Genomic DNA, 23,183 nt, shown 5'->3' with positions numbered 1-23,183 from the left:
TAAACTGTGTGGTGTTAGTCATCCCTCTCTCGACATCTAGAAAAGTGCCATATACAGGTCTATATAACGATTACTGCCATAAAATTCATTCCCTAAATTAAGCTGTTCACTATAACATTAACCCCGATTTCAAAATTTTAAGTGGTGATTAGATGAGTGAAGATAGTGTTGTGGATTCAACCATACAGGGACTGAAAGAGAGGCTGTCAAGCCCATTATGGGGATATATCATTCTTTCGTGGGTAGGGTTTAACTGGAAACACATTGCAGTGATGTGCCTTAGCAAGGCTCCGGTGGAAGTCCGTATTCACCAGATTACCGCATCTGATTTTTTCTACATTAAGTACTTAATTCTCCCATGCTTGGTTGGATTCGTGTTGTCGTCTATCTTCCCGTACATAAATCAAGCCTCTATGTGGCTTCAGTCAAAAGCGCTTGAAATGAAGATAAAGAGAAAAGTTAAGGCTGATAAGCTGGAAGAGATGGAGTTAGCAACGCAGAATCTGGAAATTGAGAGAGTTGTGCAAGAGAAGGAAAGGGAAAAAATAAATACTAAAGATATGGAAGAAAGGGCGGAATCTTTACGGGAGGACATGATGAGCATTGAAGTAGAGGTTGCTCAATTGAAATCAGAACGTTCACAGATTCAAAGTCAGATAGAAGCATCTCTTCAGTTAATTGTCCAAATTGAGGACATTGTTAAAGGGGTGGATTCCGGCAAGTATACAGACGAAGACTTTAGGTCATTGGTCAAAGAATCAGTGAACAAAAGTCTTCTTGATGAAGCCAGAAGCACTTATCAAGCACAAAAGTTTCTTGATGAAATGGGTAAAGCATCAAGCCTTGAAAACAAATAGTTATGATTCAGACTTAATACGCTGCACAGTTGACTTAGCAACGTTGAATTGTGCAGCTACTTTAGCAATTGAGTCACCAGCAGCAAGAGCAGCCTTGATACCTTCTCTGTCAACCGCTTTACCGTTACCCCTTCCAACTACACGACCAGCAGCTTTAGCAGCTTCATAGCCTTCTCGTTGACGCTCAAGCATCATTTTACGTTCAGCTTCAGCTACCGCTGAAAAGATTGTGAGAATCATCTTAGACGTGGGGTTATCGTCACCAGTTATCAGACCTTCTTTGTGGAAGTGAACCTTGATACCTTTCTGTGAAAGTTTATCCACCAGCGTTAATACATCCACGGTAGAGCGCCCTAAACGTGACAGGTCATGTACATGGATAACATCACCTTCACGAACATAGTCGAGCATAGCTTTTAGTTGTGGACGCTCTGTATTCTTTCCAGATGCCTTGTCAATGAATACCTTATCCAGTGTGACCCCTTCAAGTTGACGGTCTGTGATTTGCTGTACTGATGAAACTCGAATATAGCCAATGTTGTCCATGATGTACTCATATGCCTTACTCATTTGATGGGTTGAGTGTATCGTACCGATAAGGTGTTTTACAAGGCTAATCGGTATGGTTTTTACAGGAGGTTAGCTATACCTTTTTAGTATGCTATATCGGTACGCTTAAGAGATGGAGATGCCTTTATAGCAATTCACAGAGGAAGTCAATGATATTTTGAGATTTTGCAAAGGGGGTGCTATAGCGAGAATGCACCGTACCAAGCAGACATAGACCTGTGACAGATATTTTTGAAGATTTTCAGAGAGGGAATTTGAAGAGAGGGCTAGTCATTTTTTATAAAAATTTTAGAGACTGGATATTGCCTGTATAGATTTTAACCAGCATGGAAGCCTGTATAACATGAGGGGTTCCTATGGTCACCATATCCTCCCTCCCACTAAATGAGCTACACAGAACCTAGAGAGCATGTCTGTAATGTTTCTGTATCAGGTCAACTACAAGAGGTCTGGATAGTATCTTGTAAGATTCTTGGTAGTGATTATGCAGAGGGCTTGATAAGAGTGTTTAACGGGAGGAAGAGAACCATGAAACCGAAGGTAGGTTCTATCTTAACAGTGACTGTAAGAAATACCTGAAAGATACTTAACAGAACTACCAAGATAAAGGGAAACGAAGAATCAGAGGTAGTGACCTGTTAAACAGACTTTTTCAAAACTCTTAAGAAATCTGTTAAGAGAGCTATTTCAAAAATCTTAGCATTTGTCAAGGAGTTTATCTTTAGCAAAAAGTGCTAAACTTAACAAATGGCACTAAATGCTAAACTGGTGTTTAAGATATGTGCTAAGAGGGACGCTTCGCTTGGGGTCACTATGTTCTTTCTCTCTCTCGCTAAGAGAGAGTTACAGAGACATTTCAAAGCCCTGATTAGGCAAGCCCGATGATAACAGAAACAGAGGGCAAAACCACTTATCAGCACTGTGAACGAATAACGTAAAGGGCTGGTTAAGAAGGTTGGTTAAGAATGGCTCTCCCTTTCTGGGGTTATCGCCTTGTATCTTAGTGAGTCTTGGAAGTTCTCTGTGAAGGGGCTTGTCAGTTCTATATAATGGCTAATTACAACTCATTGATTAATAAGGGTTTTCCTGTAATCTGTCAATTGGATAGCCTGGTGTGACTAACTGAAAGATTCAGCTTTTCGGCTTTGTCAGGAGATTTCACTACCTACCAGCTAAAATATTTCAGAGGCGGGAGTGACTGGAGGTTAGGACGGGTCTTTGTGGTTGTCTTCACGGCTTCTGTCTTTCAGGTCAAACGACCATTCACGACCGAACAACCTGAAGACCACGAACAGCCGAACGAGGCAGTAGCGAATCAGGACACCAGCAACAAGCCCGATACCGCCACTCATCCATGTTGACCCCAAATCTTGAGGGAAGTTGAGCATTCAATATACCTTCTGTGTAATGCAAACATGTGACCAAATACATAGTCACGCCTTTTCTATTTTTCCCTCTCTCATAGAACCATTATACCATAAATGTTAATAAATTGTTAAAAAATACTTGACATTAGTCTCTGAAACTGCTAATGTTGTGCATATAGTTAACAGGAAATTAACAAACACTAAGAGGGTCAGAATATGAATGAGAGATGCAGAATTTAGAGCGATGCTTCAGGCATCAAAAGAACGCAACAAGCACAACTCCTGCGCTTACACAGACACACCAACCCGCCACGAAGTACCCAAGTTCACCAGAGCAGAACGCAAAGGCATTCACGAAGTAATTCGGGCAATTACACCGAGGAACCGTTATATGCCAACCAGAAAGAGCACGAAGAATACTATTAAAAATTATCTGGCTAACTTTGACAGCTACGAGCAATTACCAAGCAAGCTTGATGATATTTTTATTGGATTCTGTAGAAGTGAAGGTCACCCGAAATATAACAAAAAACTATTTTATCTTCTAAAGAATCTTGATGAAATTAACTCATCCACTGTGACAAATCATCTTCAGCGTCAAGCAACCAGACTTAGCCATGAACTACCAACTGATGCCTATTGTGCGTTGCTTGCTGTGATGTGCGCGAAATTAATTAGCATTGTTGAACATCACATTACCGTTGGAAATATCGAACCAATGGAAAACGAACAAACAGACTTTGAATTTGACCCTTATCTAATTGCAGAAGGATTTTAAATAATGAACAGACACACACTGACAAGAATTTCAGAAGAAGCCTTTAACGAGCTTAACAGAATTAAACAAACGACCAGCTTACCCCACAAAACAATCATGCAGCTTGCGATTAACCGTGATATTTCCGAAGAGGATTTAATCAGAATCCCTGTAGCGAAAGGACGCAAGCATATTCGAATTGAACGAGAAGCGCTTAATGCTCTTAAAGCTGAGAATAAACTACCAGTTGATATTGCCCGTCTATTGAGTCTGAAGATTCACAAGCTTGCTGCGGAGGTTTAATGTATGACTTTTATAAACATCGTGACCATTTGGTAAGATTTGACGGCAAGGTCTGGAAAGACGTAACGCAAACTAATAAACCTAAGTTTACCCACCAGCAATTAGCCTCAAGATTCGATATCTGGACTGAAGCACGAAAAGATAATGGTGATTTCGAGTTTATCAGGGGTTTTGATTACACCTATGAAGATGACCTTAAAGACGCCATTAAATTAATGGAGAACTTCAGCTCTATTAAAGATGGTGACAAACACAAAGCCAATGGTCACAGATACGATAAAGATTTAATCATTGATGCAATCTCCAAAGGCCAATCACAAAGTTATATTTCTGAGAAATACGGCTTATCACGTAGTCAATACTACAAGATTAAAGCGTCTGTATAAGCCTGTAAGAATGAGTGAGACTCAAAGATGAGCTACCCTATTACCTGGGTGTCTCACTCCCTCTGTAACCCGCATGAATACTGGCTTCAAAATGGCTATTTTTATAGGTCTGAGACCTATTTTAGAGGATTTTAAAAATGAACGAATACCCATTACAAATTATGATTGATAACGACACTGCCATGATGATTCAGGCTTTCACTGATGCAGGTGTGGCAATTGATTTTGATAAGTTGTTAGCTTTGATGGCTGAGAACTCAGAAGAAATTGAAGACTTTGTTCAGTCGATAGGATGTGACGAGCCACGAATGATGTTACCAATTACAGATAGCAACATGAAGCGGCTTATTATCGAAGAAACAAACCGATACAGCGTTAGCCCTGAAAAATACATGAAAGCAGCTATTGCGATTCTGTACTTTGACAATTTACTTGTGACGGATTCTGTGAGGGTTCACTAATGACACTCGTTATTTTATGGACGCTTCTGGGGCTATTATGTGGCTGCCTGATTGGTAACGCAGCTAACAGAAATTGATGTTACCATATTGTTAAAATCATGTTGACAAATAACCTCAAATATGCCATAATTTTAAGTATGGGAGAGCAGTTCTCTCTATGTATTTTTATAAATGAAATACGTCTAGATTTGGATTTGTGTATTCTGAAAGGTGCAATGCTTTTCGTCATGGCCTATTTAGCCCACACTGGATAGGTCATCTCAAAAACCATTTCCTACATATACGTCCTTACAGGTATTTTGCCCTCAACTAAGAGGGCTTTTCTTCAAGGGTTTTTATTAGAGAACCTTTGAAGAAAGTATTTACCTGCTTTCGAAACGTTTAAACAAAATTCATCAAGCCCTTTACAGAAAACTGTTTAGGGCTTTTCAGTTTGATAAAAGCATCTTTGATAGCGACTCACTCGCTTCAGACATTCACCTCCACGAGCTATTGAGGGTGCTTCTATGAAAAATGAAATAAATAAACAACGAGGTGAATTAAATGATTAGAGATGAACATGAAAAAGAGGCTGATAACAGACAACCAACTTACGAAAGAGTTAATTTAAACGGTGGTTCACATCCACTTCTAAAAATGCAAGAAGATTTAGCAGATAAGCTTATTCAGGAAAAGCAAGAGAAAGAATCAAGACTTCCTTCTGAAATTATTAATGTCTTCCCTGAAGTGGTAGAGATGCCTGATGTATGCAAGGGAGAAGCATTGCTTGAGCTTGAAAAGAAATACTATCCGGTTTTGAAAGCACAGCGTATTAAGCTTGATGCTACTTATGACAAGGTTACTCAGCTTCAAGCAGCTATTGAACCTACTGATTTTGAGATTCAGGATGAAATTGAACAAAAGCCATACGCATATTTTGATTATCAATATAATGACGGTTACGGCGTTTTCCCTGAGCAAATTGCAGACGTGATTAATAATATTCCTGAAGGTTTTAGGGTCGCTAAGATTGTTAAAGCTTCTCGTGGTAGTGGTGCATTTGTCTTCATGACTGACAAGACCCGGGAAGAAATAAATGAAGTTGCCAGACAAAATATCATGAAGTCCCGCAACAAGGTTATTGATACTGCAAAGAAAGAACTTGCTAACCAGCTTAGAACTATGAAAACGCTTATTGGTGAATACGAAGGCTTTAAGAAGAGTGCTCTACAGGCTGATATTGAGCAGTTAACGAAGATTTCTCAGAAATACGCAAAGGCTATTTAACTTATAATACGAGGTGACAATGTATGAAGAACGTTTAGAGACTATCAAGGCAGTTTGTGAAAAACTTAAAAACCAACCACGCAAGCCAAAGACAGTAAAAAGCAAGCGTCAATCTGTCACCTCAAACAATAAAACAAAGATTCGCAAAATCCCTTCGTGGTGCATTGACCGTGTTCCGGTTGGTTCAAGAATTATTTGTGAGGATGGTGATTATCATTGGGTGTCAGTTGTGGTTAGTTAGTAAAAATCCACGGGAGAGATTATCGAATAAAATCGATGACTCTCCCTTTTTTGTATGAGGTGAAAAAATATGAATGGCACAATTTAAAGTTGATTCGTTTGTCGTTGAACTGGGCTTTAACGAAAACGTTATTAAAGGATTGCAAAGAGTTGAAAAGATGGCTATGCAGTCTGCTCAACGTATCGAAAAGAACCTAAACAAAGGTTTCAGGATTAATACAAAGCAGCTTGATAGTAATCTGACAAGTTCTTTAGGGCAACTTGAAAGAAAATTTAACAAGGCTTTTGATAAGTTTGAGCAAAGAGCAAGAAACACAAAAGCATTTCAGTTTACCAGTCAGGTTAATGGCGCTCTTAAACAACCAAGACAACCGAGAAGAAATACAGGTGACCGAGCAGTAAGAGCGGCTTATCAAGCTAATATGTCTAAGTTAAGGGGTTTTGACCCTGTACTACAGAAATACATCAAGAGTCAGTTTTATGGTTTAGCTGGTAAAGCTGGTCAGATGGATAACTCTAAGTTTAACGAGAAGTTAGCTCAGTTAAATGCAAGTGTACGAGAAGCGATTATTAAATCCAAAGGTGTCACATCTGGGATTAACGGAAATAAAGCAGCTAATAGTCTTGATAGTTTGAGTTCAGCAGCAGTTAAAACAGCAGGTGCATTTATTTCTATGCAGGCTGTATTAGCAAGCTATCAGAAGATTATGGAAGTTGGTCTTCAACGTGCATCCTCGGAAAGAAGTATTGATTTCGTATTTGGTAAAGATGCAGGGCAGGTTAAACAATTCACTAAGAACTTATCACAGACAACAGGTACGGACTTAGCCGAAACACAATCACAGTTTGCTGGTTTTGGTGCAAGTGCTAAAGAATCTCTTGGGCTTGATAATTCTGAAAAACTGTTTGAATCAGTCACTATTTATGGTCGTCTTATGGGACGTTCAAATGAAGAGATTAAACGTGCTTTAATTGGTTTCCAGCAGGTTGCTTCTAAAGGTCAGGTTATGAGCGAAGAGGTGAAAGGTCAGATTGCAGAAGCCTTGCCCGGCATTGTTCAGGAAATGACTAAAGCTATGGGCTTCAAATCTGAAAAACAATTCTTTGAAGCTATGAAGAAAGGTCTAAGTTCAACACCATTTCTGTTAAAACTGACACCCCAACTTCAGAGCGTTATGTCAACGACGGATGAAAAGTGATCCACTTATATCTCCACCAACGGCCCAATATTGATCCACCGTTTTACTCAGGATTAGCCTCTGCTATAACCCCGGCCTTTCGTTTCTGTCTGAGTCGATAGCTTTCTCCTTTGATCTGAACGACATGTGAGTGGTGTAAGATACGGTCCAGCATCGCTGAGGTCAGGGCTGCATCACCGGCGAACGTTTGATCCCACTGCCCGAACGGCAGATTGGATGTCAGGATCATTGCGCTCTTTTCGTAACGTTTAGCGATGACCTGGAAGAACAGCTTTGCTTCTTCCTGACTGAACGGCAGATAGCCTATTTCATCAATGATGAGCAGGCGGGGGGCCATTACTCCACGCTGAAGCGTCGTTTTATAACGGCCCTGACGTTGTGCCGTAGATAACTGAAGTAACAGATCTGCCGCTGTTGTGAAGCGAACCTTGATACCTGCACGGACTGCTTCATAGCCCATCGCTATTGCCAGATGGGTTTTCCCCACACCTGATGGCCCCAGTAATACGATATTTTCATTACGTTCTATGAAGCTGAGTGAGCGTAACGACTGGAGCTGCTTCTGCGGTGCTCCGGTGGCGAACGTGAAGTCATATTCTTCGAACGTTTTCACCGCCGGGAAGGCTGCCATTCGGGTATACATCGCCTGTTTACGTTGATGACGTGCCAGTTTTTCTTCATGAAGCAGATGCTCCAGGAAGTCCATATAACTCCATTCCTGGTCTACTGCCTGTTGTGACAGCGCAGGCGCTGCGCTTATAAGGCTTTCCAGTTGCAACTGTCCGGCGAGTGCCATCAGTCGTTGATGTTGCAGTTCCATCATTACGCCACTCCTCTGCAGAATGAGTCGTAGATGGAGAGTGGATGATGCAGGGGGTGTTTGTCGAAGTTCACCAGATTTTCACCAACATGCACGTCATACTCTTTTTTCTCCGGAGGCAGTGCCAGCATGGACTGCTGCTCTTCGAGCCAGCGATCACAGGGACGGGTCTGGATTGTTTCATGCTTTCGTTGGTTAGCAACATCGTGCAGCCAGCGCAGACCGTGGCGGTTGGCTGTTTCAACATCGACAGTGATCCCCATCGGGCGCAGGCGAGTCATTAATGGGATGTAAAAACTGTTACGGGTGTACTGGACCATCCGTTCCACCTTACCTTTAGTCTGTGCCCTGAAGGGACGACAAAGTCGGGGAGAGAAGCCCATCTCCTTGCCGAACTGCCACAAAGAAGGATGGAACCGGTGCTGACCGGTCTGATATGCGTCACGTTGCAGAACCACAGTTTTCATATTGTCATACAACACTTCGCGCGGCACACCACCAAAGAAGCGGAACGCATTACGATGGCAGGTCTCCAGCGTGTCATAACGCATATTGTCAGTGAATTCGATGTACAGCATTCGGCTGTATCCGAGAACAGCAACGAACACGTGAAGCGGTGAGCGACCATTACGCATAGTGCCCCAGTCAACCTGCATCTGTCGTCCGGGTTCAGTTTCGAACCGAACGGCAGGCTCCTGCTCCTGAGGAACCGAGAGAGAACGAATGAATGCCCTGAGAATGGTCATTCCGCCACGATATCCCTGGTCTCTGATCTCGCGAGCGATTACCGTTGCCGGGATTTTGTAAGGATGAGCATCGGCGATGCGTTGACGAATATAATCCCGGTATTCATCCAGGAGTGAAGCAACTGCAGGTCGCGGCGTATATTTTGGCGGCTCAGGTTTTGCCTGCAAATAACGTTTAACGGTATTGCGGGAGATCCCCAGTTCTCTGGCAATCGCCCGGCTACTCATTCCCTGCTTGTGCAGGATATTAATTTCCATAACTGTCTCAAAAGTGACCATAAGCTCTCCTGAATCAGGAGAGCAGATTAACTCCTGGATCTGATTTCAGGCGTTGGGTGTGGATCACTTTTGCACCGTTCGTGACACGTTATTAAGGCGGCTGGTGGAGTAGAAAAGCTGAAGGATAGTACTCAGGTTCAAGTTGATAACCTTAGTAATGCTTGGAAAAACACGCTTAATAATATCTTCAAAGGTTCTGAGGGTGGTCTTCAAGATTTCACAAGAAGCTTGACTAATCTTTTAAACACCCTTGGTGGAAGTGGTAAAACATTAGGTGAGTCTCTTGGTAGCTTGATGACTGATATGTCACATGGTGTCGATTCACTAACCGATATTTCTTACAGGGTAAGAGCATTCTTTGATGAGGTGACATTAGCTTATCGTGGTTTAACCGATGAACAAAAGAAAGTAGTTGATGCTTTAGGTTCTGGCTTGATTAATAGCTTAAAAGTCCTGGCTGGTGTTATTGCTGCAAATAAAGTCATTGGTGTTACCAGAAGTATTTACGGGCTTATGACTGCTATCACAAGATTAGGTCAGGTTGCCAATACAACAGCAGACAACGTGAATAAAAAGAATGGGAAACCATCAAGGCTAAACCCTATGAATCTTCTATTAGCTGGTAGTGCAGTTTATGCAGGTTATGAGAGATTAGCTTCTACGCCTGAACGAATGGAAGCACAAGCTAAATTACCAGAGCTAGCTAAAGAGTCTGGACTTAAACCAGTGTTCACTATGGATGATGTTAAAGGTTGGTTTAGTAGTGCAGCTAATAAAGTTGCTAATCTTCAGGAACCAATGAATAACTTTGTGAATAACACTCAGACAACTCCACCAGCTATCACAGGTGATATGGTTAATAGTAATGCTCAATTAGCTATGGCTGTATCAGAGTTAGGAAGAAAGGTAGATGCTCTCACAGTAGAAACCAAGAAGCCAATCCCTGTAAATATCACTGGTGAAGCAACTATTAAACCTGATGAACCTGCGTTCTTTAGATTTACACAGTCAGCTAATGACCAGTTCACAGCAGATATGCTTATGAGTTCAAGTTACCCACTTGATGATTAATAGCCGTGTGCTACGTGATTTCTTCTGAACAGATATATACATCAAAAAATAGATTTCACGTAGCTAATGCTTAACATAATAGGAATATGACAATGTTTGACACAAAACAACTTCGATATAGTGGAAAGGATGGAGTCTATTTCCATCTGCAAGGTAATCCAGATAACTTTTTGACATTATCTGCGACAGAGAATATGGAGTATGATTCACCTATGATGGTGACGACTCAAGCAATGCAATCTGGACAGACTGTAACTGATAACGTTCAACGTGCTCCAAAGACTATTACTATCTCTGGTGTTGTTGTAGTGGGCTACGAAGGTAGCCTATTACGTACACGTCAAGGCCAACTTGTAGAAAACTTTATTGACACTGTAGAAACTTGGCGAGACCAGAAACAGATTATCACCGTAGTTGCTAAGGATGGAATCTCTATCACTGACTCAGTAATTACTCAGTTTAAAGCATCTAAAGAACATACTATTTCAAATGGTTTACGTATTCAGATGACATTCCAGGGTGTAGAGTTCCGTTCTATTGTTGGTCAAACTGATGTTTCATCAGCAACTGGTAAAACCACTACTACAAATGATGGTGGTGTTACTTCAAAGAAGAATATCGGCAATGTAACCACCTCACGCAATGAAACACCTATGCTGACCTGCAAAGAGCTATTTAGCTATTCGGCAAGCGAGCTATCAGATGAAGCGTTAAAAGCCCGTGTAGCATGTTCTAAGAACGTTAGCGTTAAGAATGGTGAAAGTACCTTCACAGACTCAGCTAATTCAGGTGCTGCAAAGCTACTCAAGGCGGGTAATGCTCTACGGAAATACTCTGTGAACCCTAACAAGCGCGGTACTTATTAGAAGTGAGAAGGGGCTTCATAGCCCCTGATTGCTACAGTTGATAAGCGTCTATTTCTAGTAGCTCTTTTTCAGCAATTTCAAAGATAGATGTTCCATCATTTAGCGGTAGCGGGTCTGTAGGAACGATTATTTCAGTGTCGTTCTGTAGCGTTACAGTTACCGAATCCTTACCCAATGTTAGCCCTTTTAGATGCTTGGACAAAATCAACTGACACTCAACACGACCCGCTTTAGTCATAAGGTCAATGTCTTTGAGTTGGGGTAATCCCTTGTCACTGAGTGAAGTTTTACGCTTCATAGTGTTGATAGTGGTCTGTAGTTCTGTGCGCTTCTGGTTCAGTTCCTTCACCTGTGCTTTCAACTCTGTAATGTCATCCATTTCGAGAAGTAGGGCGGTAGCTTTCTTGATTCGAGATGTGACAATTTCAACCTCATGCTGTAACGCTGCAATCTTCCTCTCTGATTCTCCATCATTCCCCACGTCAATCATTCCTAGAAAATTTTCAAGCATCCACTTATCAAACGGTTTACGCTTCAACGGTGGAACATCACAGCGACCGTCAAGATGGTTATTGCACCGATAAACCCCTGCATACTTATTTTTGGTTCCGGTAGGATGGACACTAGCCCCGCACTGACACCTAAACAGACCTTTGAAGATGTTAATCGTTAATGGGTTATCACTTGCAGGTGTACGGCCTGTGCGGTTCTTACCAAGAATCTCTTGAGCTTTATTGAACGTTGAAGCATCTATAGCGGCTTCGTAGTAGTTCGGTATAGCGGGGCGGTCATTACGTTGTGATGCTGGTAGTGTGCCTATTGTTGTCTCTGACCTTAAGATTGTGCGTACAGAGTGAACAGAGAACCCATTAGCATCTTTACGGCGACTAAACGACTTTATGCCGTTGCTTTGAAGGTGACGTGCAATGTTATGAAGGCTTTCACCATCTAACAGCAGCTTGAAAATCAGTCTTACAGTCTCAGCGTGTTCATTGAGTTTGAAAGTATCGGGGTCAATCCATCCGGGAACATTTCTTGTAAGACGCTGTTCACCAGCAAGGGCAAGTTTTGCACGTTGTTCCCACTTCTGGCTAACACGGAAAGACTTCTGCTTAGATTCCTGATGCGCTATATAGGCTTTGACACGCTGAATAATGCTTATACCAAGGTCATCGGCTAAAGCATCCTTTGTGTAGATAAGACCATCTTGTAGCGTGTGAATCTCTAACCCGTTGCCTAAGATGCGATTCATCAGGGCCTCTGTTTCAAGATGCTCTAAACGGCCTATACGGTCGATACTCTCAACAAGCAAAATTGTACCTTCTGGAAACTCCCCAGACTCAACACGGGCTAACATGTCACCAAACTGACCAGTAAGGTGCTTACCTTTGTAACCACTCAACCCTTCATCACTGAAAGACGCTACTATTTGAGCATCGCTATTCTTCTTCAACCATTGCCTAAACAGGTCATTTTGTCGTCTGGTTGAATCAGCTCCCTCAGTACCTTGTATAGCTGAACTGTACCGAAGGTATGTAATTACGCTTCTCATGGTGATAAACTCCCATGCAATTGATTCTCATTTAAAGATGAACTTATAAACGTTATGGCTAATGCTACAATGCCGAATAGCTACAATACAATGACCCTTGATCTACCTCGTCGCTTTCCCTGGCCGACGCTACTTTCCGTCGGCATTCATGGCGCTTTAGTGGCGGGACTTTTGTATACCTCGGTACATCAGGTTATTGAACTGCCTGCCCCTGCGCAGCCTATCTCCGTAACGATGGTTTCGCCAGCCGACCTGGAACCACCACAGGCGGTTGCGCCGCCGCCGGAACCGGTTGTCGAGCCTGAGCCGGAGCCTGTCCCAGAACCGCCTAAAGAGGCGCCGGTTGTTATCGAGAAACCGAAGCCTAAACCTAAGCCAAAACCGAAGCCGGTGAAAAAGGTTCAGGAGCAGCCGAAGCGTGATGTCAAACCTGCCGAGCCGCGTCAGGCGTCGCCGTTTGAGAATACCGCGCCTGCGCGTCCGACCACCAGCACCGCGCCGGCGACCAGTAAACCGACGGTAAGCGTTCCGGCAGGTCCGCGTGCGCTGACACGTAATCAGCCGCAGTATCCGGCACGTGCTCAGGCGCTACGCATAGAAGGGCGGGTAAAAGTGAAGTTTGATGTCACGTCCGATGGCCGGGTGGACAACGTACAAATCGTGTCAGCCCAGCCTGCCAACATGTTCGAACGTGAAGTGAAGAATGCGATGCGCAGATGGCGCTATGAAGCCGGTAAACCGGGCTCAGGGCTGGTCGTGAATATTGTGTTCCGCTTGAACGGCACCACGCAAATCGAGTGAACGTGACGCACTAAGAGAAAAGCCTCCGCAACGGAGGCTTTTTCGTACCTATTGCGCCGGAAGCGGGCGAGGTTTCCCGTCCGGATCTACCGCAACGTAAATAAACAGCGCTTCTGTCGCTTTGTAGCGTTGGCCAATTGGCTCTGACGCGACTTTCTTCACCCAGACTTCAATATTAATGCTGACGGAAGTGGTTCCGCGCTTCACACAGCGGGCGTAGCAACATACCACATCGCCGACTGCGACCGGACGCAGAAAGCTCATTCCTTCCACGCGGACAGTCACCACACGACCATGAGCAATCTCTTTGGCCTGAATGGCACCGCCAATATCCATTTGTGACATCAGCCAGCCGCCAAAAATATCACCGTTTGCGTTAGTATCGGCAGGCATAGCCAGTGTGCGTAAAACCAGTTCGCCCTGAGGGACGTTCGTTGTTGTTGTCATTGTAAAACCGACTATAGGAAAAAAATTCAGGCGCGATGCTACTATGATTTTAGCATGGAGAACAGAGGGGAAACGCCCGCGAGGCGGGCGTTGAAGCGATTAGAATGACATTGTCACGCCAGCATAGTAGGCACGACCGGGTTCGTTATAGGTTGAGGCACCATCGTTTTCGCGATAGATCTGCTTATCAAACAGGTTACTTACCCCGGCATTCAGGCGCAGGTTTTTCGTCATTTGATAATTAGCACCGAGTCCGACAACCGCGTAGGCACCGATCTCTTTATCCGACATGGCACCCGTTTCGTTGCGCGTTTCAGCATACTCACGCGGTTTTTGTCGACCGTACTGCGTCCACTGTAGCTGTGTGGAGAGCTTGTCGTTCACCTGCCAGTCGAGCAGGGTATTAATGGTGTATTTCGGGATAACAGAGAGCGGGTTGCCGGTGTCCTTGTTCTCGGATTTGATCATATACGTCGCGTTGGTGCGCCAGCTTAACGTCTCCGGCACCAGCGGGATCACCACGTTACCTTCCAGACCTTCGACAATCGCTTTACCGCCATTTTCCCATTGCAGGATGTTATTCCCGTTGGAGGCGTAACCGATAATATCGGTCCCGGCGACGATTTTATTCTTATAGTCATTACGGAACCAGGTGATTCCCGCATCCCATCCCGCGTAATTAAATTCCAGACCGATCTCTTTGTTAATACTGATTTCCGGGTCCAGATCCGGATTGCCCAGCAGATAACAACTGCCGGTGGCGATCGTATTCGGGCAGCCATTGCCACGCGTGGAGAGCAAATATCCCTCGCTGGACTGATACAGGTTTGGCGCTTTAAAGACGCGGGCAATCCCGGCTTTCAGCTTAAACAGATCGCCCAGTTCCTGCGACATATTCAGACTGGGGCTCCAGTTGCTGCCAAATTCATCGTGATAGTCAAAACGGATCCCCGGAATAATATCCGTGCCAGGCCGCGCTTCGATATTATCTTCCAGATAAATACCGGTGAGCGTGGCGCTATTTTTGGTGCTGCGACTGGAGGCGTCACCGGAGACAGTGCCAATCTGCACGCCGGATGCGCTGGTGGCCTGCATAGACGCCGGGTCGTTGAGTTCGTCGCGGTTCCATTCCGCACCCAGCGTCAGAGTTTGATCTACCAGCCAGAAAAGCGGAATGTTGAGTTCACCGGAAGAACGATAGGATTCCAGGCGGCTGGTTGCGTAGTCGGTATTATTGATCATCCCCTCGACTTTACCGGTCGAGCCCTCCTGCATCCGGGTGTTATTGGTTTTTTCATAATAAACGCCGAATTTTGATTGTCCCCAGTCCCAGATACCGTTATGCGTTAAGCCCCAGGTCTGCCGATACATACGGTTGGTTTCATCACCATACAGCGAGCTGACCAGGTCGTTGGGACTGACGTTACTGTTGCTGTACTGAGTATCACCGGCATAAATATTGCCCTGACGGCTGTAGCTATAGTCAAAATCAACAATTTGCTGTGGTGTCAGTTTCCAGGAGAGCAGGGCGTTGATATCTTTGTTACGTACCCCTTCGTGACCGGCAGCATAGGAGCCGTTTTGTTGGGTATTGATATCCGCTGCATCGGCGTCGGTTTTGTTGATGTTGCCATACAAACGCAGGGTGAGAACATCGTCAATGAGCGGGCCGCTCAGATTGAAGTTCGCACGCCTGGTGGCTCCTTCTTTGCTGTTCTCGGGCTGATTGGTGTAGAGAGAGAGCGAGCCATGCCAGTCATTCGTCGGCTGTTTGGTGATGATGTTCACTACGCCACCCGCCGCCCCTGAACCGTAACGAGCCGCTGCCGGGCCGCGCAGGACCTCGATACGTTCGACCATCTCCGCAGGTACCCAGTTTGTGTCGCCACGGGTGTCACGTTCACCGCGCCAGCTATAGCGAACCGAGTTTCGTGAGGTGACCGGCACGCCGTCAATGAGGATGAGTGTGTTTTCCGGGCCCATCCCACGAATATCAATCTGGCGATTATTTCCCCGACTCCCGCTGGCGCTGTTGCCCGTCAGGTTCACGCCGGGCATGGTGCGAATGATATCGGCGAGATCGTTAACCGGTGGAGATTTTTCAATGTCTTTGGCGGTGATGATAGAAACACCGGGCTGCTGTTTGAGGGCTTCTTCGGCGGTTGCCTGGACGACCATCGTTTCGCCGTCGTTCATGACCTCGTCTGCGGCGAAAGCATTTCCGCTTAATGCTGTGGCAATCAAAAGCGCCAGAGGGCGCGGAAACATTGTTGTTATCAAATTCATCAACTGACATCCCTATTGTTAAAAACGCGATACGGAATATCAATGATAATTATTCTCATTACAATATTGTGAAGGCAATCTCCACAATATCTTCATGATTCATGCAATTTATGGCTGGAATGGCAGGGATTGTGCAGAAAGCAAAACCAGGCCGGTTGGCCTGGTTTGGTGGATGTTTACGATTTATCTTCTTGCGGGAGATGACGATAGATATAGACGCCACTCAGCAGGGTAAAGATCAGCGTCAACGCGGTGAGGCCGAATACCTTAAAGTTCACCCAGATGTTTTGCGGCAGCCAGAAGGCGATGTAGATATTGGCAAGCCCACACAGAATAAAGAAGATGGCCCACGCGAGGTTGAGCTTCGACCAGACCGGTTGCGGTAGCGTCAGTTCTTTACCCAGCATGCGCTGGATCAGGGGTTTTTTCATGATCCACTGGCTTACCAGTAACGCACTGGCGAACAGACCGTAAATTACGGTCACTTTCCACTTAATAAATTCATCGTTATGGAAGAAGAGGGTCAACCCGCCGAACACGGCAACCAGTACAAAGGTGATCAGCGCCATTTTCTCAACTTTGCGATAGCGAACCCAACTGTAGATGAGCACGATAGCGGTTGCGACAATGAGCGCCGAGGTGGCCGCATAGATGTCATACACTTTGTAAAAGACAAAGAAGACAACCAGCGGTAAAAAATCAAGAAACTGCTTCATTCTTCGATTCCGTAATCAAACGCGTCGGGCATTTCTGCCGGCGACGCAGACAGGGTTATTGGCGAATCAACATATACAGACGGAACAGGTAGATGAGCAATACGGCGGAGATCAGATTGCTCAACGTATTCGCGATAACGGCGCCAACGTTAGGATCAAATGCAGCAAAGCTGGAGGCAAACAGCAACAGTAGTGTTTTTGCCAGCAGCCAGCCCATCACCGCCGGGGCGACCAGTCGCATATTAGACCACGCCAGACGCATACTGTTGCGCATGGCGGCGAATACTCCCATTTTATCCTGCACCAGCATAATCGGCGCCAGCGCCAGCAGGATAGCTAACAGAATTCCGGGTACGACCACCAGCATAATTCCAAGCTGCACCAACAGGGTTGTCAGCAAAATCAGGATGAAAAGGCGCGGCAGAATCGGTGCACTGGCACCAATAGCGCGCAGGGCGCTGACGCGATGACCGGCTGAAATTAACTGAATCATCAGCAACACGCCACCAGCCATCACCGCATTACCGATCAGACCAGAAAACGTTGAGGCCGCTGAGGCGCGCAACAGGATCTGCTGCTGCTCCGGCGTCATGTTTTGCACCAGCTCGAACAAGCCCACACTTCCCGCAAGATGATCCCCTTCGCTCAACTGTGCAATCTGCGCATCACTGGGTGAGAAGGCATGCCCTAATACCACCGTAATGAACGCGCACAGCAGCGAGATCAGCAGGATGGTTAAAAATTGATTACGGAAAAAATTCCCGGTGTCACGGTATACGGATTTCGCCGTGATAGACATGCACTCTCCTTGAGTTCTGCAGGTGTTGTTAAGCGTGCAATTGTACCCTGGATAACTGCGCAGTGGCAGCATCAAGGGGTGTATGGAAAAGCATATCTTTGTAAAGTCAGAGTAATTTGAACAACAAATCCACAGCGCGATGGCGTTGCCATCACAAAAATGACGAAAATACTTTCAGAAGGGGAATATTGCAAAATTGATCTGAACAAGGATAACCAGGATTTTGAATGCCACTTCTAACTTAATCTGGATCAATAAATGTTAAATTACGCCGCTTAATGTGATCCAGGTTAGATCACTTATTACTTCAATGTAGGTATATTCGTGACGCATTTATAACCATAACGATGGAGCGGATATGAAAAAGTTAACAGTGGCGGCATTGGCAGTAAGTACTCTCCTCTCTGGCAGCGTTTATGCGCATGAAGCGGGCGAGTTCTTTATTCGTGCAGGCTCGGCGACAGTAAGACCTTCGGAAGGTGCAGACGGCACGTTAGGCCATTTAGGCGGCTTTAATGTCAGTAACAACACGCAGTTAGGTCTGACCTTCACTTATATGGCGACCGATAATATTGGTGTTGAACTGCTGGCGGCAACGCCATTCCGCCATAAGGTGGGCACGCAGGCGACCGGTGACATCGCCACCGTTCATCATCTGCCGCCAACCCTGATGGCGCAGTGGTATTTCGGTGATTCCAGCAGCAAGCTGCGTCCTTATATTGGCGCAGGCGTTAACTACACCACCTTTTTCGACACGAAATTCAATGATGACGGTCAGAATGCAGGGCTGTCCGATCTCAGCCTGAAAGACTCGTGGGGTGTGGCAGGGCAAGTCGGTCTGGATTATCTCATCAACCGCGACTGGCTGATCAACATGTCAGTGTGGTACATGGATATTGATACTGAAGCCAAATATAAATCCAACGGCGCCGTGCTGCCGGAAGGTCGTTACAACGACAACATCCGCCTCGACCCGTGGGTATTTATGTTCTCTGCCGGTTACCGTTTCTGATTGGCCTAAAAAAAGACCCCGTATTTACGGGGTCAACAGGGACATGACACACACGGTTTTATCGTTGCTCCTGCTTATGCTTTTTCCTTTGGTTCGCCATCGCCCAGCTCAGCGCCGGTTAACGGGTCTACCTTCGGATCGGACTGGGTTCTTTTCGCCATGGCTTTGACCATAGCCTGTTGCTCTTTGGTCAGTTTGACGGTCGCCAGACCATCTCCGCCATCCACGGCAGGCTGTGGATCGGCAACGTAATCGAAATAGTCATCGCTGTTCCAGCTTCCACGCGGATCGTCGCCCTGCGACATGTTGTAATACACATTCGTGTATTGCTCGACCGGCGGCAGTTTGCCCGGCGGGAAGTTATTACGAATAGAGTAGAGCGCTTTTTCAAAGGAGAGCTGATGTGCCGCTTCGCGCGTCATCAAAAAGGCCAGCGCATCCTTAACGCCGGGATCGTCCGTCACGTTGATCAGGCGTTCGTAGATGATTTTAGCGCGTGCTTCAGCTGCGATATTAGAGCGTAAATCGGCTGTCACTTCGCCAATCGTATCGATATACGCCGCGGTCCAGGGCACACCGGCGGAGTTAGTGAGGGCCGGACCGCCGCCATACAGCAGCGAGGTGATATGGCTGTCATTGCCATTTTCCGTTAAGGATCGATAGAGTTCGGCTTCATTTTCCGTCCCCTCGGCCAATGCGCCTTTGGCCCCTTTATTCAGCATCCCGACAAGGGAGCCGATAATTTCCAGGTGACTCAGTTCTTCGGTTGCAATATCCATCAGCATCTCTTTGCGTCCTGCATCATCATCACCCAGGCCCTGAGTGAAGTAACGACATGCCGCAGCCAGTTCGCCCTGTGGGCCGCCAAATTGCTCCAGCAAAAGATTCGCTAAACCAGGGTTAGGCTCGCTGACTCGCACCGTATATTGAAGTTGCTTAACGTGTCGAAACATTATGCCTCCTGATGTATTTGTTATTTTTTGGCTTCTACGCCGTCAGTTTCCGAGCGCAGTAAAAATTGTTCCGTCGTCTGCGGAATATGCTTAATCAGCCAGTCAGCCATTTGTTTCTCTTCATTAAGAATAGATTCAATAGCCGGAATTGAGGCGGTATCGCCTGCTTTTTGTGCCGCAGCAAGCAGGGAGGTATAGCAGGCAATTTCGAATTGTTCAAAAACATATCCGCTAATTGAGCCTTTTACGATTTCATCCGACGGGAATATACCGCCAATGGATTGCCCGAGCGCCGCCATTTTACTCATGGAATCTTTAATGACAGAGCGTGATATATTATTGCGGTCGAGGATCTCTTCCAGAATCGTAATTTGATGTTTGGTTTCGCTAATATGTTGCTCAATTCTCGATCGTAGATCTGGATAGTTATCAATACGACCTGCCATGGATTCCAGCATTGATTCAGCTTGTTTTTCCATAGCATGGGCGTCACGAAGCCAGTCATGATAATGTTCGATAGCATTCATTGGTAATGTCCTCTGGGAATAACTTAATTAAACGCGGAGATTTAATAACCGGGATAAAAATAATTCAGGATTTATTTTGCGCTTTTTGATTAACGTTACCGATGGCTAAATCGGTCAGTTTAATATCGGTTGCTTTCTCTTCTTCCAGGGTTTCATTCAGCAGTTTAACTGCTTTGCGATAGCCCAGTTGCTCTGCGAGAGTGGCAAGGGTGCCGTAGCTGGCGATCTCATAGTGTTCAACTTTCTGTGCGGCGGCAATAAGCGCAGCGTCACGCACTTCATTTTTCTCAGTGCTCTCAATAACCTCGTTGGCTTCTTCGATTAGGCCTTCCATCGCCACGCACTTCATCCGTTTCACTTTAATACCCGCTTCGGATTCAACGATCTGATCAATACGTTCAATTTGCCCCTGTGTCTCTTCAAGGTGGGACTGAAATGCCTGGCTTAATTTTTCACTGGAGGCTGCCCTGGCTAATTTCGATAAAGCTCGGGTCAATTGTTTTTCTGCGCTGTAGGTGTCTGAAAGCAGGTGGATAAAAACATCTTCAACAGTTTTAATATTCATCTCTATTCTCCTGGGGATGATACTGCGAGTCGAAAGACTCGCAGCGTTAACGATAAATCTTAAAAATTATATAAAAAAAGATGACTACGATTTATCGGATTTATTTCCACCACGGCTGTTTTGGCCGCCTTTTTTACCAGCTTCCGAAGCGCGTTGCGGATCGTTTTTAAAATTACCGCCGCTATGTTGCCCACCTTTACGGCCCGCTTCTGATGCTTTCTCACGATTCTCGGCGAAATTTCCAGAACCACCACGATGTTCGGCCATGTTATTTCTCCTGTTTCGTTGGTAAACATAAATGTTAATTTGTGACCGGTGTCGGTACCTTTCTAAAATTAGTCGCTATCCCGGGATAGTCAAATTGTTACGGATTTGTCACGTGGGGGAAATATAATGTGGCGCAGTCATCCGAAATAATAATGCAGCTCTTTAGAAATGAGCGACTTAACGCCTTATAGTTCGCTTTTCTATTAATAACTCAGGGTATCATAATGTGTGGTTATATTAATATTGTTAATGTGATTGACATAAATTTACGTTTGTAGAGATGGTTTGACATGGTAAATAATCATGAGACTGTCTCTTTAAGAATATTCCTGGTCGCAGATTCGGGCTACAACCCTGAAGACGCTAGCACTAAAACCACGTTTTCAGCCTGATGACGGGCTGGCGCTGAGTGATGGCGCATCACGTAAAGCGGCGCAGATAGACTAAAATAATTTGTGGCAGGGAGGTTCTACCCACAAGTAGTCTGACAGAAGGGTGAGATTCTCCCCTGGGACCTGTACTGCGTTCTTAAAATCGAATAACGTAGTTTAACAGCGTGTTGATGCTCAGGGTGCCTAAGTGAAAATCGTGCAGGACAGTTTAAGAAACAGACAGGCACTTATTATTTCAGCGCTGATCACGCTGCTCTTTACATCACTTTTCCTGTTTATTATCTATGAGCAGCGACTGGCAGCAGTCAATGAAGGGATGAACCGCCTGCAAACGCGGATGCTGGATATCTTTAATGATAATGAAATGATTGCGGACGCCACCGGTGTGCGTTACCGGCAGATTAAAGCTGCCGATCAGTGTGGTGCCATGTCACTGTTTCTTCCCCGGGGGAGGGTCTGGGGAATCAACGCTGACAGCAAACGCATTCACTCTGCATCCGGGGCAATGGTCGCGCGAAAGCCAACGTTGGACGCGCTGTGCATGTTTGCCGGCGCTGAGTTTATTCGTAGCAGAGTGAATGCGCTCAATCCCGGTAATTTCGATGCCCATCGCTATATCATTGCCGATGATGCGAGCTATTTTTACTGGTTTACCCCTGCAGACGCCAAAGCGTTTAATTATCGCACCTCGGAAATGGCGCAAAATATCTCGAACTTCTTTTTACCACCCGTCGATTTTTATACCCGCCTGTTGGAAAAAAGCGTCAAAACGAAAGCCTTAAGCTCCACGGATTTCTATAACGACAAAATTACGGATGAGAAAGCCTTTAGCGTCGTAAGCTACATTTATGACCTCTCGGGTACTGAGATTTCCGACCATATCCTGGGCTATCTGGTTTACGATCATGCAAAGCCGGAACTTCAGCAGGCATTACGCGATGCCTTTGACCGGCAGGTGCCACTCGGGCTGAACGTTTCGCTGGTGAATACTCTCAATCAGCAGTCGCTTTGCTTGTGGGGGGAGTGTAAGGAGCGTCCGGAAATCGCCTTTAAGGTGCTTTCTGAAAAGTATGTCATTCACTACGCCATCTCGCTTAGCGGGTTTGCGATGCATGATACCCAGGCGGGACTCCTGATCCTGATGGCGCCGTTCTTCTTTGTGCTGATCATGATGGGATTAAGATCCTGGCTAAATGAGAGCGATCTGAAAATCTACATCGACTCGTTAACGGGCTGCTTTAACCGAAAAATTCTCGACATCATTAAGCGACGGGATCTCTCGAACAGTTCGGTGGTGCTGGTGGACTGCAATAAATTCAAAGCGATTAACGATACATGGGGGCACGTTGCCGGCGACAGAGCGCTACAGATCATCGCGAACAGGATGTTGTCAAACACCCGGACCAGCGACGATCTGGTGATTCGCACCGGGGGAGATGAGTTCGTGATTGTGCTGTATAAGGCGAAAACGAGCGATGCGGTCGCCATCGCGGAACGTATCGCCCAGCAAATCAATGAGTATCAGTTTGTTGTTCGGGACACGCGGGTACCGCTCTCCATCTCCTGGGGCGTAGCTGAAGTGACTGAGGGAATTGATAATGCCATTCAGTATGCGGATGGCGAGATGTACAAAATGAAGAATATCAAAAGCAAAGACCGCCAGTGAGGTTCTGGCGGT

General features: G+C 45.6%; 24 protein-coding genes and 3 pseudogenes. 13 read left to right on the top strand and 14 right to left on the bottom strand.

The annotated features are described in order from the left end of the window. Nucleotides 1-152 precede the first annotated feature (152 nt). On the top strand, nucleotides 153-857 hold the full coding sequence (locus QNN88_RS01355; protein ID WP_021522062.1) for a hypothetical protein: 705 nt from the start codon (nucleotides 153-155) through the stop codon (nucleotides 855-857). Here QNN88_RS01355 and QNN88_RS01350 read toward each other — a convergent pair whose 3' ends face one another. Beyond that, entirely contained in the window at nucleotides 858-1,403 is a 546-nt protein-coding gene (locus QNN88_RS01350; protein WP_414238646.1) for a recombinase family protein, read from the bottom strand. Between the two features lie 1,229 nt (nucleotides 1,404-2,632). After that, a complete protein-coding gene (locus tag QNN88_RS01345) occupies nucleotides 2,633-2,815 on the bottom strand; it encodes a hypothetical protein (protein WP_021522064.1) in 183 nt (60 codons plus the stop codon). A 199-nt stretch (nucleotides 2,816-3,014) separates the two neighbouring features. Here QNN88_RS01345 and QNN88_RS01340 point away from each other — a divergent pair, with 199 nt between their 5' ends. From QNN88_RS01340 to QNN88_RS01310, 7 genes and pseudogenes are all read left to right on the top strand, one after another. Continuing rightward, nucleotides 3,015-3,572, top strand: a complete 558-nt coding sequence (locus QNN88_RS01340) for a hypothetical protein (RefSeq protein WP_414238645.1) — start codon at nucleotides 3,015-3,017, stop codon at nucleotides 3,570-3,572. Between the two features lie 3 nt (nucleotides 3,573-3,575). After that, nucleotides 3,576-3,854: a hypothetical protein gene (locus QNN88_RS01335; protein ID WP_021522066.1), complete on the top strand. Its 279-nt coding sequence runs from the start codon at nucleotides 3,576-3,578 to the stop codon at nucleotides 3,852-3,854. Then, nucleotides 3,854-4,240, top strand: coding sequence for a hypothetical protein (locus tag QNN88_RS01330; protein ID WP_414238644.1), 387 nt, complete (start codon nucleotides 3,854-3,856; stop codon nucleotides 4,238-4,240). Before QNN88_RS01335 ends, QNN88_RS01330 begins: the two co-directional genes overlap by 1 nt. 137 nt (nucleotides 4,241-4,377) lie before the next feature. Then, a complete protein-coding gene (locus QNN88_RS01325; protein ID WP_414238643.1) occupies nucleotides 4,378-4,701 on the top strand; it encodes a hypothetical protein in 324 nt (107 codons plus the stop codon). A gap of 543 nt (nucleotides 4,702-5,244) precedes the next feature. After that, nucleotides 5,245-5,967 (top strand): transposase, encoded by a 723-nt coding sequence (locus tag QNN88_RS01320; RefSeq protein ID WP_414238642.1) that lies wholly within the window; start codon nucleotides 5,245-5,247, stop codon nucleotides 5,965-5,967. 19 nt (nucleotides 5,968-5,986) lie between these two features. Beyond that, complete coding sequence (locus tag QNN88_RS01315; RefSeq protein ID WP_414238641.1) at nucleotides 5,987-6,208, top strand: hypothetical protein; 222 nt, start codon at nucleotides 5,987-5,989, stop codon at nucleotides 6,206-6,208. 73 nt (nucleotides 6,209-6,281) lie between these two features. Continuing rightward, a pseudogene (locus QNN88_RS01310) lies at nucleotides 6,282-7,373 on the top strand (tape measure protein); the annotation flags it as partial. A 76-nt stretch (nucleotides 7,374-7,449) separates the two neighbouring features. Here the strand turns inward: QNN88_RS01310 and istB are convergent. Both istB and istA read right to left on the bottom strand, forming a co-directional pair. Then, the gene (istB, locus tag QNN88_RS01305; protein WP_001297096.1) at nucleotides 7,450-8,229 is read right to left on the bottom strand and encodes an IS21-like element IS100kyp family helper ATPase IstB; all 780 of its coding nucleotides are present in this window, start codon (nucleotides 8,227-8,229) and stop codon (nucleotides 7,450-7,452) included. Next, nucleotides 8,229-9,251 (bottom strand): IS21-like element IS100 family transposase, encoded by a 1,023-nt coding sequence (istA, locus tag QNN88_RS01300; protein ID WP_414238640.1) that lies wholly within the window; start codon nucleotides 9,249-9,251, stop codon nucleotides 8,229-8,231. Before istA ends, istB begins: the two co-directional genes overlap by 1 nt. Nucleotides 9,252-9,341: 90 nt before the next feature. Here istA and QNN88_RS01295 point away from each other — a divergent pair. Beyond that, nucleotides 9,342-10,322: pseudogene (locus QNN88_RS01295) on the top strand (phage tail tape measure protein); the annotation flags it as partial. 92 nt (nucleotides 10,323-10,414) lie between these two features. Beyond that, a complete protein-coding gene (locus QNN88_RS01290) occupies nucleotides 10,415-11,188 on the top strand; it encodes a phage baseplate protein (RefSeq protein ID WP_311048053.1) in 774 nt (257 codons plus the stop codon). 31 nt (nucleotides 11,189-11,219) lie between these two features. Here the strand turns inward: QNN88_RS01290 and QNN88_RS01285 are convergent, their stop codons facing one another. Continuing rightward, entirely contained in the window at nucleotides 11,220-12,740 is a 1,521-nt protein-coding gene (locus QNN88_RS01285) for a recombinase family protein (protein WP_414238639.1), read from the bottom strand. A gap of 90 nt (nucleotides 12,741-12,830) precedes the next feature. On the opposite strand from QNN88_RS01285, the gene tonB reads away from it, so the two are divergent. Continuing rightward, nucleotides 12,831-13,541, top strand: coding sequence for a TonB system transport protein TonB (gene tonB, locus QNN88_RS01280; protein WP_414239331.1), 711 nt, complete (start codon nucleotides 12,831-12,833; stop codon nucleotides 13,539-13,541). A 48-nt stretch (nucleotides 13,542-13,589) separates the two neighbouring features. Here tonB and yciA read toward each other — a convergent pair whose 3' ends face one another. The 5 genes and pseudogenes from yciA to QNN88_RS01255 form a co-directional block, all read right to left on the bottom strand. Beyond that, complete coding sequence (yciA, locus tag QNN88_RS01275; RefSeq protein WP_414238638.1) at nucleotides 13,590-13,988, bottom strand: acyl-CoA thioester hydrolase YciA; 399 nt, start codon at nucleotides 13,986-13,988, stop codon at nucleotides 13,590-13,592. A gap of 99 nt (nucleotides 13,989-14,087) precedes the next feature. After that, nucleotides 14,088-16,274 carry a TonB-dependent siderophore receptor gene (locus QNN88_RS01270; RefSeq protein ID WP_414238637.1) on the bottom strand — a complete coding sequence of 729 codons (2,187 nt, stop codon included), beginning with the start codon at nucleotides 16,272-16,274 and terminating at the stop codon, nucleotides 14,088-14,090. 176 nt (nucleotides 16,275-16,450) lie between these two features. Continuing rightward, nucleotides 16,451-16,990 (bottom strand): septation protein A, encoded by a 540-nt coding sequence (locus tag QNN88_RS01265; protein WP_414238636.1) that lies wholly within the window; start codon nucleotides 16,988-16,990, stop codon nucleotides 16,451-16,453. A gap of 55 nt (nucleotides 16,991-17,045) precedes the next feature. Then, nucleotides 17,046-17,789 (bottom strand): YciC family protein, encoded by a 744-nt coding sequence (locus tag QNN88_RS01260; RefSeq protein WP_414238635.1) that lies wholly within the window; start codon nucleotides 17,787-17,789, stop codon nucleotides 17,046-17,048. 28 nt (nucleotides 17,790-17,817) lie between these two features. Continuing rightward, nucleotides 17,818-17,895 (bottom strand): annotated as a pseudogene (locus tag QNN88_RS01255) (YkgJ family cysteine cluster protein); the annotation flags it as partial. A 252-nt stretch (nucleotides 17,896-18,147) separates the two neighbouring features. Here QNN88_RS01255 and ompW point away from each other — a divergent pair. Then, nucleotides 18,148-18,801, top strand: a complete 654-nt coding sequence (gene ompW, locus QNN88_RS01250; protein WP_414238634.1) for an outer membrane protein OmpW — start codon at nucleotides 18,148-18,150, stop codon at nucleotides 18,799-18,801. 74 nt (nucleotides 18,802-18,875) lie between these two features. Here the strand turns inward: ompW and QNN88_RS01245 are convergent, their stop codons facing one another. The 4 genes from QNN88_RS01245 to QNN88_RS01230 form a co-directional block, all read right to left on the bottom strand. Continuing rightward, complete coding sequence (locus tag QNN88_RS01245; protein ID WP_414238633.1) at nucleotides 18,876-19,754, bottom strand: manganese catalase family protein; 879 nt, start codon at nucleotides 19,752-19,754, stop codon at nucleotides 18,876-18,878. Nucleotides 19,755-19,774: 20 nt separating this feature from the next. Beyond that, on the bottom strand, nucleotides 19,775-20,281 hold the full coding sequence (locus tag QNN88_RS01240; protein WP_043000521.1) for a ferritin-like domain-containing protein: 507 nt from the start codon (nucleotides 20,279-20,281) through the stop codon (nucleotides 19,775-19,777). Nucleotides 20,282-20,345: 64 nt separating this feature from the next. Then, complete coding sequence (locus QNN88_RS01235; RefSeq protein WP_109740285.1) at nucleotides 20,346-20,846, bottom strand: ferritin-like domain-containing protein; 501 nt, start codon at nucleotides 20,844-20,846, stop codon at nucleotides 20,346-20,348. Between the two features lie 84 nt (nucleotides 20,847-20,930). Then, nucleotides 20,931-21,113 (bottom strand): general stress protein, encoded by a 183-nt coding sequence (locus tag QNN88_RS01230; RefSeq protein ID WP_044257720.1) that lies wholly within the window; start codon nucleotides 21,111-21,113, stop codon nucleotides 20,931-20,933. Nucleotides 21,114-21,692: 579 nt separating this feature from the next. Between QNN88_RS01230 and QNN88_RS01225 the strand changes: the two genes are divergently transcribed. Then, nucleotides 21,693-23,171 carry a GGDEF domain-containing protein gene (locus tag QNN88_RS01225; protein ID WP_414238632.1) on the top strand — a complete coding sequence of 493 codons (1,479 nt, stop codon included), beginning with the start codon at nucleotides 21,693-21,695 and terminating at the stop codon, nucleotides 23,169-23,171. The last annotated feature ends 12 nt before the right edge of the window (nucleotides 23,172-23,183 follow it).

Source organism: Citrobacter sp. ANG330, assembly GCF_047467925.1.
In the GTDB taxonomy this organism is placed as follows: Bacteria; Pseudomonadota; Gammaproteobacteria; order Enterobacterales; family Enterobacteriaceae; genus Citrobacter_A; species Citrobacter_A amalonaticus_G.
Note: the sequence above shows the minus strand (reverse complement) of the source record. Positions and strands in the feature narration are given on the sequence as shown.

What these genes read in the sequence shown, in the direction of transcription:
- QNN88_RS01235 (WP_109740285.1), bottom strand. Translation starts at nt 20,846, where the DNA reads ATGAATATTAAAACTGTTGAAGATGTTTTTATCCACCTGCTTTCAGAC.
- QNN88_RS01290 (WP_311048053.1), top strand. Translation starts at nt 10,415, where the DNA reads ATGTTTGACACAAAACAACTTCGATATAGTGGAAAGGATGGAGTCTAT.
- istB (WP_001297096.1), bottom strand. Translation starts at nt 8,229, where the DNA reads ATGATGGAACTGCAACATCAACGACTGATGGCACTCGCCGGACAGTTG.
- yciA (WP_414238638.1), bottom strand. Translation starts at nt 13,988, where the DNA reads ATGACAACAACAACGAACGTCCCTCAGGGCGAACTGGTTTTACGCACA.
- QNN88_RS01345 (WP_021522064.1), bottom strand. Translation starts at nt 2,815, where the DNA reads ATGCTCAACTTCCCTCAAGATTTGGGGTCAACATGGATGAGTGGCGGT.
- QNN88_RS01325 (WP_414238643.1), top strand. Translation starts at nt 4,378, where the DNA reads ATGAACGAATACCCATTACAAATTATGATTGATAACGACACTGCCATG.
- QNN88_RS01320 (WP_414238642.1), top strand. Translation starts at nt 5,245, where the DNA reads ATGATTAGAGATGAACATGAAAAAGAGGCTGATAACAGACAACCAACT.
- QNN88_RS01270 (WP_414238637.1), bottom strand. Translation starts at nt 16,274, where the DNA reads ATGAATTTGATAACAACAATGTTTCCGCGCCCTCTGGCGCTTTTGATT.
- QNN88_RS01335 (WP_021522066.1), top strand. Translation starts at nt 3,576, where the DNA reads ATGAACAGACACACACTGACAAGAATTTCAGAAGAAGCCTTTAACGAG.
- QNN88_RS01355 (WP_021522062.1), top strand. Translation starts at nt 153, where the DNA reads ATGAGTGAAGATAGTGTTGTGGATTCAACCATACAGGGACTGAAAGAG.
- ompW (WP_414238634.1), top strand. Translation starts at nt 18,148, where the DNA reads ATGAAAAAGTTAACAGTGGCGGCATTGGCAGTAAGTACTCTCCTCTCT.
- QNN88_RS01285 (WP_414238639.1), bottom strand. Translation starts at nt 12,740, where the DNA reads ATGAGAAGCGTAATTACATACCTTCGGTACAGTTCAGCTATACAAGGT.
- QNN88_RS01330 (WP_414238644.1), top strand. Translation starts at nt 3,854, where the DNA reads ATGTATGACTTTTATAAACATCGTGACCATTTGGTAAGATTTGACGGC.
- QNN88_RS01315 (WP_414238641.1), top strand. Translation starts at nt 5,987, where the DNA reads ATGTATGAAGAACGTTTAGAGACTATCAAGGCAGTTTGTGAAAAACTT.
- QNN88_RS01350 (WP_414238646.1), bottom strand. Translation starts at nt 1,403, where the DNA reads ATGGACAACATTGGCTATATTCGAGTTTCATCAGTACAGCAAATCACA.
- istA (WP_414238640.1), bottom strand. Translation starts at nt 9,251, where the DNA reads ATGGTCACTTTTGAGACAGTTATGGAAATTAATATCCTGCACAAGCAG.
- QNN88_RS01240 (WP_043000521.1), bottom strand. Translation starts at nt 20,281, where the DNA reads ATGAATGCTATCGAACATTATCATGACTGGCTTCGTGACGCCCATGCT.
- QNN88_RS01230 (WP_044257720.1), bottom strand. Translation starts at nt 21,113, where the DNA reads ATGGCCGAACATCGTGGTGGTTCTGGAAATTTCGCCGAGAATCGTGAG.
- tonB (WP_414239331.1), top strand. Translation starts at nt 12,831, where the DNA reads ATGACCCTTGATCTACCTCGTCGCTTTCCCTGGCCGACGCTACTTTCC.
- QNN88_RS01265 (WP_414238636.1), bottom strand. Translation starts at nt 16,990, where the DNA reads ATGAAGCAGTTTCTTGATTTTTTACCGCTGGTTGTCTTCTTTGTCTTT.
- QNN88_RS01260 (WP_414238635.1), bottom strand. Translation starts at nt 17,789, where the DNA reads ATGTCTATCACGGCGAAATCCGTATACCGTGACACCGGGAATTTTTTC.
- QNN88_RS01340 (WP_414238645.1), top strand. Translation starts at nt 3,015, where the DNA reads ATGAGAGATGCAGAATTTAGAGCGATGCTTCAGGCATCAAAAGAACGC.
- QNN88_RS01245 (WP_414238633.1), bottom strand. Translation starts at nt 19,754, where the DNA reads ATGTTTCGACACGTTAAGCAACTTCAATATACGGTGCGAGTCAGCGAG.